General features: G+C 39.4%; 17 protein-coding genes. 9 read left to right on the top strand and 8 right to left on the bottom strand.

What is annotated here, in order from left to right:
* Positions 1-13 precede the first annotated feature (13 nt).
* From katG to MJX77_RS03270, 3 genes are all read right to left on the bottom strand, one after another.
* Positions 14-2,170, bottom strand: a complete 2,157-nt coding sequence (gene katG / locus MJX77_RS03280) for a catalase/peroxidase HPI (RefSeq protein ID WP_252060544.1) — start codon at positions 2,168-2,170, stop codon at positions 14-16.
* Positions 2,171-2,687: 517 nt separating this feature from the next.
* Positions 2,688-4,982 (bottom strand): phosphoenolpyruvate--protein phosphotransferase, encoded by a 2,295-nt coding sequence (gene ptsP, locus MJX77_RS03275; RefSeq protein WP_107880677.1) that lies wholly within the window; start codon positions 4,980-4,982, stop codon positions 2,688-2,690.
* 85 nt (positions 4,983-5,067) lie between these two features.
* Complete coding sequence (locus tag MJX77_RS03270) at positions 5,068-5,553, bottom strand: RNA pyrophosphohydrolase (RefSeq protein ID WP_004794866.1); 486 nt, start codon at positions 5,551-5,553, stop codon at positions 5,068-5,070.
* Positions 5,554-5,735: 182 nt separating this feature from the next.
* Between MJX77_RS03270 and MJX77_RS03265 the strand changes: the two genes are divergently transcribed.
* Together MJX77_RS03265 and MJX77_RS03260 are read left to right on the top strand one after the other, a co-directional pair.
* Entirely contained in the window at positions 5,736-6,386 is a 651-nt protein-coding gene (locus tag MJX77_RS03265; RefSeq protein ID WP_252060543.1) for an HAD family hydrolase, read from the top strand.
* Between the two features lie 153 nt (positions 6,387-6,539).
* Positions 6,540-7,979 carry a DUF2252 domain-containing protein gene (locus MJX77_RS03260; RefSeq protein ID WP_252060542.1) on the top strand — a complete coding sequence of 480 codons (1,440 nt, stop codon included), beginning with the start codon at positions 6,540-6,542 and terminating at the stop codon, positions 7,977-7,979.
* A 4-nt stretch (positions 7,980-7,983) separates the two neighbouring features.
* Here the strand turns inward: MJX77_RS03260 and MJX77_RS03255 are convergent, their stop codons facing one another.
* The gene (locus MJX77_RS03255) at positions 7,984-8,580 is read right to left on the bottom strand and encodes a hypothetical protein (RefSeq protein ID WP_252060541.1); all 597 of its coding nucleotides are present in this window, start codon (positions 8,578-8,580) and stop codon (positions 7,984-7,986) included.
* 95 nt (positions 8,581-8,675) lie between these two features.
* On the opposite strand from MJX77_RS03255, the gene MJX77_RS03250 reads away from it, so the two are divergent.
* Positions 8,676-8,912 carry a hypothetical protein gene (locus MJX77_RS03250; RefSeq protein ID WP_151988873.1) on the top strand — a complete coding sequence of 79 codons (237 nt, stop codon included), beginning with the start codon at positions 8,676-8,678 and terminating at the stop codon, positions 8,910-8,912.
* A gap of 5 nt (positions 8,913-8,917) precedes the next feature.
* On the opposite strand, the gene MJX77_RS03245 is transcribed toward MJX77_RS03250, so the two are convergent.
* Together MJX77_RS03245 and MJX77_RS03240 are read right to left on the bottom strand one after the other, a co-directional pair.
* Entirely contained in the window at positions 8,918-9,778 is an 861-nt protein-coding gene (locus MJX77_RS03245; RefSeq protein ID WP_049837940.1) for a LysR family transcriptional regulator, read from the bottom strand.
* A 115-nt stretch (positions 9,779-9,893) separates the two neighbouring features.
* On the bottom strand, positions 9,894-10,148 hold the full coding sequence (locus MJX77_RS03240; RefSeq protein WP_171056858.1) for a DUF2061 domain-containing protein: 255 nt from the start codon (positions 10,146-10,148) through the stop codon (positions 9,894-9,896).
* Positions 10,149-10,384: 236 nt separating this feature from the next.
* On the opposite strand from MJX77_RS03240, the gene leuC reads away from it, so the two are divergent.
* The 4 genes from leuC (at position 10,385) to leuB (ending at position 14,284) form a co-directional block, all read left to right on the top strand.
* The gene (gene leuC, locus MJX77_RS03235) at positions 10,385-11,803 is read left to right on the top strand and encodes a 3-isopropylmalate dehydratase large subunit (RefSeq protein ID WP_252060540.1); all 1,419 of its coding nucleotides are present in this window, start codon (positions 10,385-10,387) and stop codon (positions 11,801-11,803) included.
* A gap of 18 nt (positions 11,804-11,821) precedes the next feature.
* Positions 11,822-12,469 (top strand): 3-isopropylmalate dehydratase small subunit, encoded by a 648-nt coding sequence (gene leuD / locus MJX77_RS03230; protein WP_003654711.1) that lies wholly within the window; start codon positions 11,822-11,824, stop codon positions 12,467-12,469.
* A gap of 112 nt (positions 12,470-12,581) precedes the next feature.
* Positions 12,582-13,166, top strand: a complete 585-nt coding sequence (locus MJX77_RS03225) for a hypothetical protein (protein ID WP_005302052.1) — start codon at positions 12,582-12,584, stop codon at positions 13,164-13,166.
* Positions 13,167-13,204: 38 nt separating this feature from the next.
* The gene (gene leuB, locus MJX77_RS03220; RefSeq protein WP_252060539.1) at positions 13,205-14,284 is read left to right on the top strand and encodes a 3-isopropylmalate dehydrogenase; all 1,080 of its coding nucleotides are present in this window, start codon (positions 13,205-13,207) and stop codon (positions 14,282-14,284) included.
* A 52-nt stretch (positions 14,285-14,336) separates the two neighbouring features.
* Here the strand turns inward: leuB and MJX77_RS03215 are convergent, their stop codons facing one another.
* Entirely contained in the window at positions 14,337-14,744 is a 408-nt protein-coding gene (locus MJX77_RS03215) for a hypothetical protein (protein ID WP_252060538.1), read from the bottom strand.
* 174 nt (positions 14,745-14,918) lie between these two features.
* Between MJX77_RS03215 and MJX77_RS03210 the strand changes: the two genes are divergently transcribed.
* Positions 14,919-15,290 (top strand): lysozyme inhibitor LprI family protein, encoded by a 372-nt coding sequence (locus MJX77_RS03210; RefSeq protein WP_004794852.1) that lies wholly within the window; start codon positions 14,919-14,921, stop codon positions 15,288-15,290.
* A gap of 51 nt (positions 15,291-15,341) precedes the next feature.
* Here MJX77_RS03210 and infA read toward each other — a convergent pair whose 3' ends face one another.
* On the bottom strand, positions 15,342-15,563 hold the full coding sequence (gene infA / locus MJX77_RS03205) for a translation initiation factor IF-1 (protein ID WP_001284370.1): 222 nt from the start codon (positions 15,561-15,563) through the stop codon (positions 15,342-15,344).
* A 263-nt stretch (positions 15,564-15,826) separates the two neighbouring features.
* Here infA and MJX77_RS03200 point away from each other — a divergent pair, with 263 nt between their 5' ends.
* Positions 15,827-16,837, top strand: coding sequence for an AraC family transcriptional regulator (locus tag MJX77_RS03200; RefSeq protein ID WP_005302061.1), 1,011 nt, complete (start codon positions 15,827-15,829; stop codon positions 16,835-16,837).
* Positions 16,838-16,858: the final 21 nt, after the last annotated feature.

Here is a 16,858-nt window from a genome sequence, read left to right as displayed (position 1 = left end):
ATTCTGACTTAAATTAAGCTAAGTCAAAACGATCTAGATTCGTGACTTTAGTCCATGCCGCTACAAAGTCTTGAACAAATTTTTCTTTACCATCTGCTTGAGCATAAACTTCTACCAGTGCACGTAAGATTGAGTTTGAACCGAATACTAAATCATTGCGTGTTGCAGTAAATTTTACAGTGCCTGTTTTACGGTCTTTGCCTTCAAATACTTCGCCTGATGAATCAACAGGTGCCCATACAGTAGACATGTCGAGTAAGTTCGTGAAGAAGTCTGTGCTGAGTACACCAACCTGCTGAGTGAATACGCCGTGTTGCGAACCATCCCAGTTAGTGCCTAGAACACGTAGACCACCAATCAATGCGGTTAACTCAGGTGCAGTCAAAGTCAGTTGCTGTGCTTTATCAATTAATAATGCTTCAGTTGCTGCATTGACGCCCTCTTTTTTCCAGTTTCTAAAACCATCGGCAAGGCCGCGGAGCAATTGGAAAGATTCGACATCAGTTTGACTTTGTAATGCATCAACACGACCAGAGGCAAATGGAACGCTAATGTTGAAACCGGCCGCTTGAGCAGCTTGCTCTACACCAATGTTACCTGCTAGCACAATGAGATCAGCCAATGACAGTTGAGTTGAGCCTTTGATTTCTTCAATTTTAGTTAAAGTTTTAACAGCTTTTTGGTTGACTTCCCAATCACGTTGCGGAGATAAAGCAATACGTGCGCCGTTTGCTCCACCACGCTTGTCTCCACCACGGAAAGTTGACGCTGAAGCCCAACCAAGAGAAACCAACTCACCAGCAGATAGTCCTAGTGCAACAATTTTTGCTTTTGCATCAGCAATGCTGGCAGCCGATGGTGCAACGCTAGCAGCAGGTAATGGATCTTGCCAAATTAAATCTTCAGCTGGAACTTCAGGGCCTAAATAACGTGCTTTTGGTCCCATATCGCGGTGAGTTAATTTGAACCATGCGCGAGCAAAAGCATTGGCGAAGGCTTGTGGATCGTTAAGGAAGCGACGAGAGATTTTTTCAAACTCAGGATCAAAACGTAAGGTCAAATCTGTAGTCAGCATTGTTGGCTTACGTTTAATTGATGGATCGAATGGATCAGGAATGATCGCTTCAGCATCTGCTGCTACCCATTGAATTGCACCAGCAGGTGAACGTTCTTGTACCCACTCGTATTTGAATAGGTTTTCAAAGAAGTAATTGCTCCACTGTGTTGGAGTTTGTGACCAAATGACTTCTAAGCCAGAAGTGATCGCGTCTTTACCAACACCTGTACCAAAGCTATTTGACCAACCAAAGCCCATCTGTTCAATTGGCGCGCCTTCAGGATCAGCCTGAACATGGTCAGCAGAGGCAGCACCGTGGGTTTTACCTAAAGTATGACCACCTGCAATCAATGCAACAATTTCTTCGTCATCCATTGCCATGTTGCCGAAAGTCGCACGAATAAATGGTGCAGCCGATTTTGGATCGCCACTAGCTTGTGGACCCTCAGGGTTTACATAAATTAGACCCATTTCGGTTGCAGCGAGATTGCTGCCTTCCAATGCTTCAGAGTTTCGATGAGCTAACCATTCTTTTTCATCGCCCCAGTTTACATCGTTATCTGGTTCCCAAACGTCTTCACGACCCGCACCAAAACCAAAGGTACGGAAGCCAGAAGACTCAAGCGCAATGTTACCGGCAAGAATAAATAAATCTGCCCACGATATTTTTTGACCATATTTTTGTTTAACTGGCCATAGCAAACGGCGTGCTTTATCTAAGCTCGCATTGTCAGGCCAACTATTTAATGGCGCAAAACGTTGCTGACCGCGACCAGCACCACCACGGCCATCGCCCATACGATATGTGCCGGCAGCATGCCATGCTAAACGAATAAATAAGCCTGTATAATTTCCCCAATCGGCTGGCCACCAATCTTGAGAATCGGTTAATACATTTTTGATATCAGCTTTGAGGGTGTAGTAGTCGAGTTTTTTAAACTCTTGACGATAATTAAAATCTTTACCGAGTGGATTAGAACGTTCTGAATGTTGATTGAGTAGGTCGACGCGTAGTTGTTTTGGCCACCAGTGTAAACTAGGCGTGCCACCACCGATCGTTACTTGGGGTTTTGAGTTATGTCCTGAAAAAGGGCATTTTGATTCGTCTGACATGATTATATTCTCTCTGGGTAATAATTATTGAGCTCTTGATAAAGTAGTAGGGCTCATTTTCCTGGACTTCTGGTTTAAAAACTCATGTTTATCAAATAAAGAAATGAGTGAGAAAATGATGAGAGAAACCGTTTAAAAAGTCTTTTCACCAAGATTTCGGCTCATTATTTTTAATTTAATAATGCATCAAATTCCTTTAGTTGTTATTCCTCCAATTTACTGTATGAAGGTTAAAAAACAAGAGGAAAAATAAGATGAAGTTTGAAAATAATGATGCATAGAATTACCTCTTCAATTGCTGGAACAACTTAAGATCTTTGAATAACGCTCTTTAAATATAGTAGAAGTAGAGGATTTATTTTTCAAATGGATTAAATTGCAAATATTAATTTAAAAAACCGATTGAAGTTTCGTTTAAAAAGTAGGGTATCAGCGAGAGTGAAAAAAAATTTTATATTTAGTTTTATTAGGTTATTTGAAAGAAAAAAGGAGAGCATGGCTCTCCTTTTTTTAAATATTAAACATTTACGATTCGATTTGATTTGACCATATCGGCTAGGCCGTGAGTTTTAAAATAGTACTCAAGCCAGCTTTTCACAATGAGTGGGTTATTCATTTTCATAACATCATCAAGTAATTTTTGTGCATCTGTCATAGGTACATGACAAATTGCTTTTCGTACTCGCAAAATGTTACTCGAACTCATCGAAAGGGTATTAAAGCCCATTGCCATGAGTAAAATTGCCGATAATGGGTCACCTGCCATTTCACCACAAATACTGATTGGTTTTTTGTGGTCATGGCATTCTTTAACCAAGCGAGTTAAAGCACGTAGAATAGATGGGTGGAAATGCGAGTAAACGTTTGCCACATGTGGATTATTACGATCAACCGCGAGTAAATATTGGGTTAAGTCATTTGAACCGACTGAGAAGAAATCGACGAGTTCAGCAAACTCATCAATTTGTAGCAATACGCTTGGCACCTCAACCATAATTCCAATTTTAGGCTTGGTAATTTTAACTTGCTCTTCTTCTTGCACCGCAATCCAGTCACGCTCAAGTAAATAAAGTACTTCTTCGACTTCACTTACTGTAGTCACCATTGGCAATAAAATATGCAAATTATTTAGACCAATACTAGCTTTGAGCATGGCGCGAATTTGTGACGAGAAAATCTCAGGATGATCAAGCGTGAAACGAATACCGCGCCAGCCTAATGCCGAGTTTTCTTCTTCGATACTGAAGTAAGGCAAGTCTTTATCGGCACCAATATCGAGAGTTCGCATCACCACAGGTTTGTTGGCGAAGTGGCTTAATTGTTGACGATAAATTGCACGTTGTTCTTCTTCACCTGGGAAGCGTTCCCGTAACATGAATGGAATTTCGCTTCGGTATAGGCCCACACCTTGCGCGCCACGTTGTACTCCGCGGACGACATCAATCATGAGACCTGTATTCACATAAAGCTGAACAGATACACCATCTGGCGTAATCGCTTCTTTGGTCTCGTATTGTTTGAGATCTTTTGCAATCTGTTCATCTTCTTTTTGAATTTCTTTATAACGTTGGCGTAAACGACGTGGCGGATTAACAAAAACACGGCCCTGATAGGCATCCACAATCATTTCCGCATCATCAAGTGTGTTAACAGGCAGTTCGGTTACACCAACTACGGTTGGAATACCTAATGCACGAGCCACAATCACCATATGTGAATTGGCTGCACCTTCTGATGTCACAATTGCTGCAATATTGTCTACTGGCAGCTCTACGAGTGCCGCAGTACTAATTTCTTCACCAATTAAAATACTGTCTGGGCTCAGTTCACGGTGGCTAGAATCTTCTTCTTGCAACGAAGCTAAAATACGTCGGCCTAAATCTTTAAGATCGGAAACTCGCTCACGAAGATAGTCATCTTCCATTTGCGCAAATAGGGCAGTATGTTTTTCAATCACACGGCGTACTGCACCTTGTGCCCAATGCCCGTCACGAATAAGTTCTTTAATTTCGGCTGGTAATGCATTTTCATCTAGCATTCTTAAGAAAACACTAAATAAAGCGCGTTCTTCTGCCATTAATGAATCATGCATTTTTTCATCTAAAGAACGAATCTCTGAACGAACTGATGAAATGGCTTGATCTAGAAGTCGAAGTTCATGACTAATATCTTCTGCTTCACGGTCAGGTACTGAGGCTAAATCGGCAGGTGGATATAAAATAATAGCACGACCTAAAGCAACACCGCCTGCACCTGAAGCACCTTGAAAGGTTTTATAGGCAGGGCCATTACTTGGTTTACGAAATACGTCAATATTTCCAACCGCGTGAGCGTGTGCAATAACCCCAGAAAGCTGAGCACACAGAGTGACTAAAAATGACTCGGCTGCTTCGCTAAAATCTTGAGGAAGTTTGTTTTGTACAACCAAAACGCCCATAACCTTACGGCGATACATGACAGGTACGCCAAGGAATGAGTTATAAATTTCTTCGCCCGTTTCAGGTAAATACAAGAAACGCTCATGCTTTGGTGCGTTGTCAAGGTTAACAATTTCTTCACGTTGCCCAACCAGACCGACCAAGCCTTCACCGAGTTGCAGTGAAACATGGCCCACAGATTCTGGATTTAAGCCTTTAGAGGCCATCAAAACATAGCGCTGGTTGCGTTCATCGAGTAAATAAATAGAGCAAACATCCACTTTCATGGCTTCAGCAACCTGATTGACCATGATGTCTAACGATTCATGCAAACTGACGGACGCATTAACCTCTTGGACAATGCGCCGTAAAGTGTCGAGTTGCATGTTTGACATGGATGTATACTCCAGTATTTTTTTAGACTATGAATGTATTTATAACAGCACTTTTAATAAAAATCATTTGCTAGATAAATGATTTTTAGGGTAATTGTTGCATCGGCAACTGTGTACACAACTCCACCATGGCTTTGCGATAAACATCACGCTTGAAGTTCACCACTTGACCAAGGGGATACCAATAGCTAACCCACTGCCATTCATCGAATTCGGGTGGGTCGGAGAGGTTTAACTGAATATTTTTTGCATGTGCAGTTAATTTCAGTAAAAACCATTTTTGTTTCTGTCCGATACATACGGGGTCAGAGTCTGACCGAATGTACCGATGTGGCAAACGATAACGCAGCCATCCTTTGGTTTGCGCAATAATCTGGACATGTTCGGGCAATAAGCCGATTTCTTCTCTCAGTTCTCGAAAAAGTGCCTGTTCAGGAGTTTCTCCAAACTGAATGCCTCCTTGTGGAAATTGCCAAGCATTGTGACCAATGCGCTTTGCCCATAAAACCTGTCCATCATCGTTTGCCAAAATGATCCCGACATTCGGTCGGAAACCTTCTGAGTCGATCATTTGGCTACCTAAATATTGTCTATATCGTTGACTTTAATCGCGGGGACAAACACTTTTTTATGTCCAGCTCGAAAAGATCAAAGTAAAATGTTTAAATTGCTACGATCTTAACGAATTTCTATCGACTAGCGGAGATAGATTTACATTTTTTTTCTTAAATTTCAGTTTAAACGAGAATTTTCATGAAACTGGCGTTGTTTGATTTAGACCATACCTTGTTAAATACCGATTCAGACCACTCGTGGGGTGAATTTTTAGTCAATGAAGGTTTGGTTGATCCGGTTCATCATCGTCAGATGAATGATAAATTTTATGAAGATTACAAAGCAGGACAACTTGACCCATATGCTTATAATGAATTTGTCTTTGGATTTTTAACAAAGCACGACAATAATTATTTAACTGAACTTCACCAGTTGTTCATGCAAAAAGTGATTCGCCCACAAATGCGTCCTAAAGGTTTTGATGCAATCAAAAAACATCAAGATTTAGGTCATACGATTGTCGGAATTACTGCAACAAGTGATTTTATTACTGCACCAATTTTCCGTGAATTTGGAATTACAGAAATTTTGGCAACCAATGCTGAAGTTGCTGAGGGGAAATATACAGGTAAAGTTGCTGGTTTGGCGTGTTACCAAAAGGGCAAACTTGCACGTCTAGATGATTGGTTGGAAGGTCGTGGCGTATCTGAGTCTTGGGCGTATTCAGATTCAATCAATGACCGTTTTTTACTTGAATATGCAACCCATGCGATTGCGGTAAATCCTGATGATCGTCTAGAAAAGTTAGCTCAAGAGCACAACTGGGAAATTCAGGACTGGTCGATTTAAGATGATCGAGTGGGAAGAGCTATGGGTTAGATAAGCTCTTCCAACTTTTAATTAATTATATTTAAATTATTTTTTTATATTTCTTGAAAATCTTAAACCAAAAATAAATATTGATAAGTTCAATAAAAAGAAATTTTAAAAATGAGGTAATTAATGTCAAAAACACCACAGATTAAATTACCAAAACAACTTTGGAATGATCAAAGTATTGATTTAACACGCCATCGCTATCAGGGAAAATTACTGAGTAAAAGTGAAGGCTTTAAATTAGGTAAGGCTCAACGTAAAAAAGTACCGCGTGAACAGTTGTCAAAGCTTTCTGAACGACCACAAGGTACAACTGCCTTAACGATCTATGATTGGAGTAATCAAGGACGGTTAGAGAAACTCAAACCGATTCGTGCAAAACGGATGAGTATTTCACCATTTACATTTTATCGTGGCATGCCTTCTTTGATGTTATTTGACCAAGCATGGGAGCAAGAAAATACAGGTTTATTTCAACAGATTTGTGGTGATTGTCATTTAAGTAATTTTGGTGGTTTTGCAAGTCCAGAACGTAATCTGTTATTTGGAATTAATGATTTCGATGAAACTTTAGTTGCCCCATTTGAATGGGACGTAAAGCGTTTAGTAACCAGTTTTGTGATAGCAGCACGTGATATTAATCTTGCAGATAAAGTGGGTTTAAGGGCAATTAAAATAATGCTGAATAGTTACCGTCAGCACTTATTAGAAAATGCAAAACTTTCGCCACTACAAGTTTGGTATGAAAAGATTGATGCCATTACCTTATTAGAAAATACTGAATGCCGAAAACTCAGAAAGAAAAGCGAAAAGGATCTTGATTCTGCGCAGAAAAAAACGGTGTATTCTGTTTTGCCGAAGCTTACCCAGCAAGATCAAGATACAGGATTGCGTCATTTTGTAGATGATCTACCGTTATTGTGGCACCCCAGCGCAGATGAACCATTTAGTAAAGATGTTGATGTATTCTTTCAACAATACCGTGATTCTTTGAAATATGATCGCCAAGTACTTTTTGATCGTTATCAATGTACAGATGTGGCCTTTAAAGTGGTTGGTATTGGAAGTGTTGGTACCAGATCTGCGATTGCATTATTTCAAGATGCAGATCGGGAGCCGTTAATTTTACAAATGAAAGAAGCGAATCCATCAATTCTTAGTCCGTTATTTGTAGAAAAAGTAAATCACGAAGGTGAACGTGTAATACATGGTCAGCAACTCATGCAGGCCGCAAGTGATATATTTCTTGGATTTTCCTCAATATCAACTCAACATTTTCATGTACGTCAGCTACGCGATATGAAAATCTCTTTTAATCTTAATGATATGGATGAAGAGTATTTCTATAAGTATGCTGAAGATTGTGGCTTGGCTTTAGCGCATGCCCATGCAAAATCTGGAAATGCAGATGTACTTATGGGATATCTTGGAGAGGGCGATACGATTGTAAATGTATTACAAACGTATGCAGAAGAATATGCAGAGCGCAATCTAAACGACTATCAGCTATTTATGAATGAAATTGCTGATAGTAAGATTCAGCTCGCTGGAGAGGATGCGCTTTAATAAATTACTTAACTTTGCCTGTGGTATACCAAATATTTGGGTCAGGGTTTTGTTGATGCCAAAGCTTAAATTGAGCCCGCCATTGCTGAAAGGGTGCCGACAAAGTAGGGCGTGGGTCATCACTTAAACTATAAGCCATACCTTCTACCAACCATTTGGGTTTAGTCATCATTGCTATATTTCCCCATTCTTCGGCTTGTCGGTGATGAATAAGCTCATGGGTGATGTAGAAATCTTTCCAGCCACGCGGTGCAACCAATAACCCCAAATTACCAACAGCTTTAGCGGCTGCTTTTTCCATACCAAAGGTATTTGCACATTGTGGAGTTGAGCAAAAAACCATAGTGGGTTGTTGATGAAAAGCACCTACTTTATCTTGGGTCTCTTTTAATGCCTGATTATAAAGTATCTTTGCAAGAGGCTCTGTCTTTGGATCATCTACACATATCTGACCATCACACTGTAATAATAACAGGTGATGGGCGAAAACAACACGTATCGGTTTAAACCAAATAAATGTAACTAGAACTAACACAGCTAAAGTTATGAAGCCGTATAAACCGATTTTAATTATCTTTGAATATTGATTCTTCACGATCATGAATCTTAAGTGAAAAGTATAATGATAGTAGAGAAAAGGATATATATTTACAGTATCATTTCTAATCAATATATAACTTTATTAATTAAAATAGCATGGCTAAAAACAAGCGCACTAAAAATGAAAGTAGTAGTGGTTTCTTTCAAGAGTTTATAGATCAGCTCATTACCGCTATTTTTGGTGAATTACTTATTTATATCATTGCTTTACTGTTTATGAGTGCATTTGGCGGAATTATTTTCGCTGCTATATGTTTCAGTTGGGGCGTTCTGTTTCTACTACTACCTTTTGCTGTTTTAATTTATATCCTTTTTAAAAAATATAGTCGTTAATTCAATTATTCCTGCATCATTTTAATTAGTTCTTGCATAGCTCTAGATTGAGTACGTGCAGGATGCCACACCATGCCTAATTGGCGATTCATTTCTACATCTAAATCAAGTTGCTGCATATCTTGATTCAGTAGAGTTTTTGGTAGTACTGACCAACCTAAACCAATCGACACCAACATACGAATTGACTCAAGAGGGTTATTACTCATTGTGATTTTTGGTTTAAGCCCTTGTTTTTCAAACTCAGCTAATGTGATTTGAGCTGTATAAGTTTGTGCAGCGGGCAATAGGCTTGGGTATTCAATTAAATCTTGTAAGGTCAGATGCTCTTTTTGTGCAAGTGGGTGAAATGGCGCAGCAACAAAAACTAAAGGATCATTCCAGATTGTAATGTAGTTAAGGCGCTCATCCCCTGAAGGAGGAAGTGTTAAAAATGCTAACTCTAAATCACCAGCAAGTACTTGTTCATGGGCTTGCTCTGAATCAACAAAATGCACGTCTAAAGTAACCTGCGGAAATTGTTGAACAAAGTGTTTAAGTGGGGACGGTAAATGATGTAAACCAATATGGTGACTCGTACCGACTTTTAAACGGCCTTGTACCTGAGTTTGTTCATGGCTAAGCGTATGGTGAATATCACCCAGCTCATTTAACCAGTTTTTAACTTTTGGTAATAATGAATGTGCAGCATGAGTTGCCTGTACACCTCGGCCTGCGGACTCAAATAGTTTTACACCAAAATATTCTTCTAAGCTGTGAATTCGTTTGGTAACAGCAGGTTGAGTAATAAATAATTGATCTGCTGCCACAGAGATAGACCCTGTTTCCATAACTTTTACAAAAGCTTCAAAGGCTGCAAGATTCATAATACAACTCAACTTGGAATAGAAAAATCGAGGGGCTAAAGTTGCCGAGCCAAAATCGTATCATGCTTGCAGCAAAACGAGTGAGAAAGTTGTGAATTACCGCACTAATCTTAGCCTAAGCCGTTGTTTCTTTTTCGGCTAAGGCTGATACGCGGCGATCTTTAGCTGCCCAAACTTTTTCATGAAAGAAAAAAGCAAAGGCTTGTACGGTTGGTTCGAGCATGCTTAGAGTCAAAGCCATCCAGATATTACCTGTTACAAAGTATGCAACTATCATTGCTACACTAATATGCATAATGTAATAGCTGAAGGTTTTCTTTAAGGTACGTTGATTATTTATAACGAATTTTTGAATATTAGCCATGATCATTCTCTTTAGCCACTTTGATATTTTTAGTATAGAGATGAGAGTATAAGATTAAAAATTGATTATGCAAATGATAATCATTAACAAAAACGATTTATTAAATTTGTGGTATCTCAAAGGAATTATAATTTATTCCAAAAAGTTTTCTAATTTATAAAAATGATAAATTAGATTTATGTGAAACTCTGGCTATAATCGAAGAAAGATTAGAATTACCCAGTCCAATGGAGCAAGACGACATGGCAGGCAAAACTTTATATGACAAATTGTGGGATGACCACGTTGTTTCACAGCGTGATGATGGCTCATGTTTACTTTATATTGACCGTCATTTATTGCATGAAGTGACTAGTCCACAAGCATTTGAAGGTTTGCAACTTGCAGGTCGTCAACCATGGCGTTTAAGTGCAAACGTTGCTACACCGGACCATAACGTTCCAACGTCTAAAAAAGAACGTGACCAAGGTATCGCAGGTATTGAAGATGATACGTCTCGTATCCAAGTTCAAACCTTAGATGACAACTGTAAAGCTTTTAATATTGTTGAATTCAGCATTAATGATATCCGTCAGGGTATTGTGCATGTGGTTGGTCCTGAACAGGGTTTAACTTTGCCGGGCATGACAGTTGTATGTGGTGATTCACATACAGCTACTCACGGTGCTTTCGGTTGTTTGGCGCATGGTATTGGAACATCTGAAGTTGAACATGTGTTAGCAACACAATGTTTGATCCAGAAAAAATCTAAAAACATGTTAGTACGTGTAGATGGCGTATTAGGCAAAGGCGTAACACCAAAAGATGTTGTGTTGGCAATCATTGCTAAAATTGGTACTGCTGGTGGTACAGGCTATGCAATTGAATTCGGTGGCCAAGTTTTCCGTGATATGTCGATTGAAGGACGTATGACGGTATGTAACATGGCGATTGAAGCTGGTGCTCGTGTCGGTATGGTTGCTGTTGATGATAAAACTGTTGAATACGTGCAAGGCCGTAGCTACGCACCAAAAGGTGAGCAATGGGAACAAGCAGTTGCTTACTGGGACACTTTGCATTCAGATGAAGATGCAGTGTTTGATGCAGTCGTTGAATTAAATGGTGCAGAGATCGAGCCACAAGTGTCTTGGGGAACTTCACCTGAGATGGTTATTCCGGTCACAGAAGCTGTACCAACTTTAGAACAAGCGAAAGATGACGTTCAACGTAATGACTGGACGCGTGCTTATCAATATATGGGCTTAAATGCAGGTCAAGCATTAGCTGATATTCAACTTGATCGTGTCTTTATTGGTTCTTGCACTAATTCTCGTATTGAAGATATTCGTGCTGCGGCTGAAGTGGTTAAAGGCCGTAAAGTAGCCTCTAGCATTAAGCAAGCCATGATTGTTCCGGGTTCAGGTTTAGTTAAACAACAGGCAGAAAAAGAAGGCTTGGATAAAATCTTCTTAGAAGCTGGTTTTGAATGGCGTGAACCAGGTTGTTCAATGTGTTTAGCAATGAATGCAGATAAGTTACAACCAGGTGAACACTGTGCATCGACGTCTAACCGTAACTTTGAAGGTCGTCAAGGCAATGGCGGTCGTACTCACTTGGTGAGCCCAGCAATGGCGGCAGCGGCTGCAATCGCAGGTCACTTTGTTGATGTTCGTTCATTTTAATTCGGTCTGGAGCAAACCATGAAAGCTTATACAGTTGAACAAGGTATCGTTGCACCATTAGATCGTGCCAATGTTGATACAGATTTAATTATTCCAAAACAGTTTTTGAAATCAATCAAACGTACTGGTTTTGGCGATAACTTATTTGATGAACTTCGTTATTTAGATGAAGGTTATCCGGGACAAGATAACTCGGTACGTCCAAAAAATCCGGATTTCGTTTTGAACCAGCCACGTTATCAAGGTGCAAATGTTTTAATTGCTCGTACTAACTTTGGTTGTGGTTCAAGCCGTGAGCATGCACCTTGGGCATTAAATGAATACGGTTTCCGTACTGTTATTGCACCAAGCTTTGCTGATATTTTCTTTAATAACTGTTTTAAAAATGGCATGTTACCTGTCATTTTGTCAGAAGAAATTGTTGATCAGTTATTTAAAGAATGTGCGGCAAATGAAGGATATCAATTAACAATTGATTTAGCTGCTCAGGAAGTACGTACGCCAACAGGTGAAGCTTTTAAATTTGAAGTTGACCCATTTCGCAAGCATTGCTTGTTAAATGGCTTGGATGATATTGGTTTAACGCTTCAAAATGCCGATGCAATTCGTGCTTATGAAGAAAAAACTAAACAAGTTCGTCCTTGGGTATTCCAAGAGTTAAATTAACCTTTTGGTACATTTTAAACATAGCCATGGCGTAGTGTTCAAACTCTTGCTAACATGCTAAAGCATAAAAACACCTTAAAATTATGCACTAGATGAGGATTGGGCTTGAACAATGAAGAGGAACGTTACTCATAGCTTTTTGTTGAGCCTGTGCGCAATAACACTCAGTGCTTGTCAGAGCACGTACAATGTAGTGGATACTGTCCGTATTAAGCAGGCTGAACAAGAAAATTTGGGGCAGAATGCAGCAATATATTGTTCGGGCGCGAAGAGTTGTGAATTTGAACGACTAAATGATATTACTGTAGTGGATGCGCAAACACGACGAATTAGTAATCAGGCAATTCATCAAGGAATTGTAAGATTGCATGGTTCAGTGCTTGGTCAAACCAACAGTTTATATTTATCTGTGCCCGCTAAACAATATGAAGTGGTGATCCGTTTCTATCCGATTTCTCCAGATCGGGCAGAAACATTTCATGTGATTCACCAGTTTAATGCCAACCATCGCTATACATTTAAAATGTACCGAGACAAATCTAACCGTTCGGGTAGTTTGCTCAATGTTTCTGTACCAGATCCATTATGTGTCGATTTAGATCAGGATGGGCGTGTAATTCGCCGTTTTTGTCGACCATTTGATGTAACAACAGGGCTAGGCGAGTTCCTTGAACAGAAAAAACTAACACCGCGGTAAATATAACGCTGCTTGTTTTTGGAAAATGGAAAAAGTTCATGTCTAAACAGATTTTAATTTTAGCTGGTGATGGTATTGGTCCTGAAATTGTTGGGGCAGCAGAAAAAGTATTAAATACAGTAAATGAAAAATTTAATTTATCGTTAACTTGGGAACATGGCCTATTGGGCGGCGCAGCAATTGATGCGCATGGTGAACCGTATCCAGCTGTAACGAGTGAACAAGCAAAAAAAGCTGATGCAATTTTATTAGGGGCTGTAGGTGGACCAAAATGGGATGCGATTGAGCGCTCTATTCGTCCTGAGCGTGGTCTTTTAAAAATTCGTAGTGAACTTGACTTGTTTGCTAACTTGCGCCCAGCGATTTTATATCCGCAATTAGCAGATGCTTCTAGCTTAAAACCTGAAATCGTTGCTGGTTTAGATATTTTAATTGTTCGTGAATTGACTGGCGGTATCTATTTCGGTCAGCCACGTGGTATTCGTGAACTCGAAAACGGCGAAAAACAAGGCTATAACACAGACGTTTATTCTGAAAGCGAAATTAAGCGCATTGCAAAAGTGGCTTTTGAACTTGCAGGGTTACGTGGTGGTAAAGTTTGTTCGGTCGATAAAGCGAACGTTTTAGAGGTTACAGAACTTTGGAAGCAAACAGTTACTGATTTACAGCAAGCAAGTTATTCAAACATTCAGCTTTCACATATGTATGTAGATAATGCTGCAATGCAACTTGTACGTGCGCCTAAACAGTTTGACGTGATCGTAACGGGTAACTTATTTGGCGATATCTTATCTGATGAAGCAGCAATGCTTACAGGTTCAATCGGTATGTTGCCATCTGCATCGTTAGATGAAAATGGTAAAGGTATGTATGAGCCTTGCCATGGTTCTGCGCCTGACATTGCGGGTCAAAATGTGGCTAACCCATTAGCAACTATTCTTTCTGTTGCAATGATGCTTCGTTATACCTTCCGTGAAGAAGCTGCTGCAAAAGCAATTGAAGATGCGGTAGGTCAAGTACTTGATCAAGGCTTGCGTACAGCAGATATTATGTCTGAAGGCATGACAAAAGTTGGTACAGCTGAAATGGGTGAGGCAGTTGTCGCTGCTCTTGCTTAAAAACTTTTTATAAAAAACGCAGCTCAACGCTGCGTTTTTTTGTGCCTATGTTTTAGCAGGCTTTACCTTCATATTGAATAGACTCGGCAATATCATTCTTCAGCTGAAAAATAACTTTGCAGTTGAAATTTAAATCGTAAGAATTGCCACCCAAATTACCTGATTGTATAGCCACGGAATTACCTCTCATGTCGACATTAGTCACCATCGGGATTGGAATGTTTAATGGCCGTAAAATCGTATAGATGAGTTGATTGGATGTTTTTTGTGGAGTATTTGCGACTTGAAAACCAAGACTTCGTAGATTTATATCTTGCCGAATGGTGTTCGATGATTTGCCTAGAAAGCCCTTTAAATATTCTTGTAAATCTATAGATTGGCGTGGATGGCTAGTACAACCGCTCACATTCATTATGATTAAACAAAGTAGGCCAATTTGACATCGGGTATCTATATTCATTTTTATCTCAATAAAAAATTATATTTATTATTAAAGAACAATAGGTTGGATTTGAATGCTTGTAAAGTAAAAAAGGAAGATTATGATAAATAGAAGGTAAATTTGTCTTACGATTTATCATTACATTCAAACCGTTTTAATAATAATTTCATAGAAAACTTAAGGAAGAAAAGTATGAGAAAAATAGTTTTTGCTTTTTTATGTAGCTTTGGAATGACTGCGGTCTATGCAGATAATTGCGATAGTGCCCGAAATACTTACGATGATATTTACTGTACAAATAAAATTTATGCGAGCGCTGATGCAGATCTGAATAAGAACTATCAAGCATTGCGAGTAAAATTAAATACGGCGCAAAAAAATATTCTTAAAAAATCTCAGCTCGCGTGGATACGTCAACGTGATGCAGATTGTACAGATTCAAATAGGAATAGCGTAGACGTACAATGTCGTTTACAGACAACGCAAGAAAGAAACCATTGGCTGCAAGAAAGACTGCGTGAATGCCAAACGGTGGGATGTAAAACCAGTCGCTTAAGTGAATAAACAACGCAATAAAAAAGCCACATCATAAAGTGGCTTTTTTGCATTCACTAATTAGCGAGCACGATACGTAATACGACCTTTAGTGAGGTCATATGGAGTCATTTCGACTTTTACACTGTCGCCAGTAAGAATACGAATATAGTGTTTACGCATTTTACCAGAAATGTGTGCAATAACTTCGTGACCGTTTTCAAGACGTACACGGAACATCGTATTAGGAAGCGTTTCGGTGACAACGCCTTCGAACTCAATGAGTTCCTCTTTATTGGCCATAGCCTACCTGATGATCAAATTGGAAAGGCGCAAATTATAGTCAATTTATTTAAAAAAAACAAGATAGACATCCTTTTGCTAAAGCATCTGGTTAAAGTATGACTAATAAAAAAAGATGTAATTTTTTTCATAAAAGAAGAGTAATTCTGTTGTCAGTTTGGTCAATCAACGCTAATCTAAAATCATAGTTATTAGGGACTGTTAATTGCGTAAAGGTCAACAGCCCTAAATATCAATGAAGTATCTACATGGAAGGGCACTGCGTGGGTCAGCTAACAGATGCATCAGTTGTATTACGCTTTGGCTATCAAGCGATTCGTCGTGCGGGTTTGCCAACAGAAGAAATATTAACCAAAGCGGGAGTTGCTTTAAATCAGGTTGATACAAATGCACGTACACCGTTAAGTGCACAGTACGCCTTTTGGACTGCCGCTCAGGAAGTCAGTAAAGATCCAGATATCGGTTTGCATTTAGGCGAGCATTTGCCTTTGTACCGTGGTCAGGTCATTGAACATCTATTTATTAGTAGTGAAACTTTTGGTGAAGGGCTAAAACGGGCTTTAGCTTATCAGCGACTCATTAGTGACGCATTTGATGCGAAACTAGTCATTGAAGAAGGGCGTTGTTATTTAACCAATGGTCAACAGATCGGTGCTGATAATCTTGTTAATCGTCACTTCTCTGAATGTGCAATTTCAGGCATCCTTAGATTTTTTAAATTTATTACCGAAGGGCAATTTCATCCCATCTTCATCGATTTTAATTTTAGCGAAGGTGCTTCTGAGGATGAATATTTCCGAGTGTATGGCTGCCCAGTCAGTTTAGGTCAGAAAGAGACACGTTTATATTTTGATCCAGCTATTCTAGATTTTCAGCTTTGGCAAGCAGAGCCTGAGTTATTGCAGTTGCATGAGCAGCTCGCGATTGAAAAACTACAGGAATTAGCTCGTTATGATTTAGTGGGTGAAGTTCGTCGCGCAATTGGTTCAACGTTGGAAAGTGGAGAAACAACCTTAGAAACGGTTGCAGCTCAGTTGAATATTACTCCACGTCGCTTACGTACTCAGCTAAGTGAAGCCAATACTAGTTTTCAGCAAATCTTGTCAGATTATCGCTGTCGATTAGCTAAAAAACTTTTGGCAAATACCAATGAGAGTGTTGAGCGTATTGTGTATTTAACTGGCTTCTCTGAGCCAAGTACGTTCTACCGCGCATTTAAGCGTTGGACGAATGAGACACCGGTTGAGTACCGTAAGCGTAAACAACACCGGTAGAAACATACAGCATTGGGCTAA

This window comes from Acinetobacter sp. AHP123 (assembly GCF_023757925.1).
In the GTDB taxonomy this organism is placed as follows: Bacteria; Pseudomonadota; Gammaproteobacteria; order Pseudomonadales; family Moraxellaceae; genus Acinetobacter; species Acinetobacter oleivorans.
This window is presented reverse-complemented; position numbering and strand designations above follow the sequence as displayed.

Coding starts and splice junctions, on each gene's coding strand:
- katG (WP_252060544.1), bottom strand. CDS start 2,170: ATGTCAGACGAATCAAAATGCCCTTTTTCAGGACATAACTCAAAACCC.
- ptsP (WP_107880677.1), bottom strand. CDS start 4,982: ATGTCAAACATGCAACTCGACACTTTACGGCGCATTGTCCAAGAGGTT.
- MJX77_RS03270 (WP_004794866.1), bottom strand. CDS start 5,553: ATGATCGACTCAGAAGGTTTCCGACCGAATGTCGGGATCATTTTGGCA.
- MJX77_RS03265 (WP_252060543.1), top strand. CDS start 5,736: ATGAAACTGGCGTTGTTTGATTTAGACCATACCTTGTTAAATACCGAT.
- MJX77_RS03260 (WP_252060542.1), top strand. CDS start 6,540: ATGTCAAAAACACCACAGATTAAATTACCAAAACAACTTTGGAATGAT.
- MJX77_RS03255 (WP_252060541.1), bottom strand. CDS start 8,580: ATGATCGTGAAGAATCAATATTCAAAGATAATTAAAATCGGTTTATAC.
- MJX77_RS03250 (WP_151988873.1), top strand. CDS start 8,676: ATGGCTAAAAACAAGCGCACTAAAAATGAAAGTAGTAGTGGTTTCTTT.
- MJX77_RS03245 (WP_049837940.1), bottom strand. CDS start 9,778: ATGAATCTTGCAGCCTTTGAAGCTTTTGTAAAAGTTATGGAAACAGGG.
- MJX77_RS03240 (WP_171056858.1), bottom strand. CDS start 10,148: ATGATCATGGCTAATATTCAAAAATTCGTTATAAATAATCAACGTACC.
- leuC (WP_252060540.1), top strand. CDS start 10,385: ATGGCAGGCAAAACTTTATATGACAAATTGTGGGATGACCACGTTGTT.
- leuD (WP_003654711.1), top strand. CDS start 11,822: ATGAAAGCTTATACAGTTGAACAAGGTATCGTTGCACCATTAGATCGT.
- MJX77_RS03225 (WP_005302052.1), top strand. CDS start 12,582: ATGAAGAGGAACGTTACTCATAGCTTTTTGTTGAGCCTGTGCGCAATA.
- leuB (WP_252060539.1), top strand. CDS start 13,205: ATGTCTAAACAGATTTTAATTTTAGCTGGTGATGGTATTGGTCCTGAA.
- MJX77_RS03215 (WP_252060538.1), bottom strand. CDS start 14,744: ATGAATATAGATACCCGATGTCAAATTGGCCTACTTTGTTTAATCATA.
- MJX77_RS03210 (WP_004794852.1), top strand. CDS start 14,919: ATGAGAAAAATAGTTTTTGCTTTTTTATGTAGCTTTGGAATGACTGCG.
- infA (WP_001284370.1), bottom strand. CDS start 15,563: ATGGCCAATAAAGAGGAACTCATTGAGTTCGAAGGCGTTGTCACCGAA.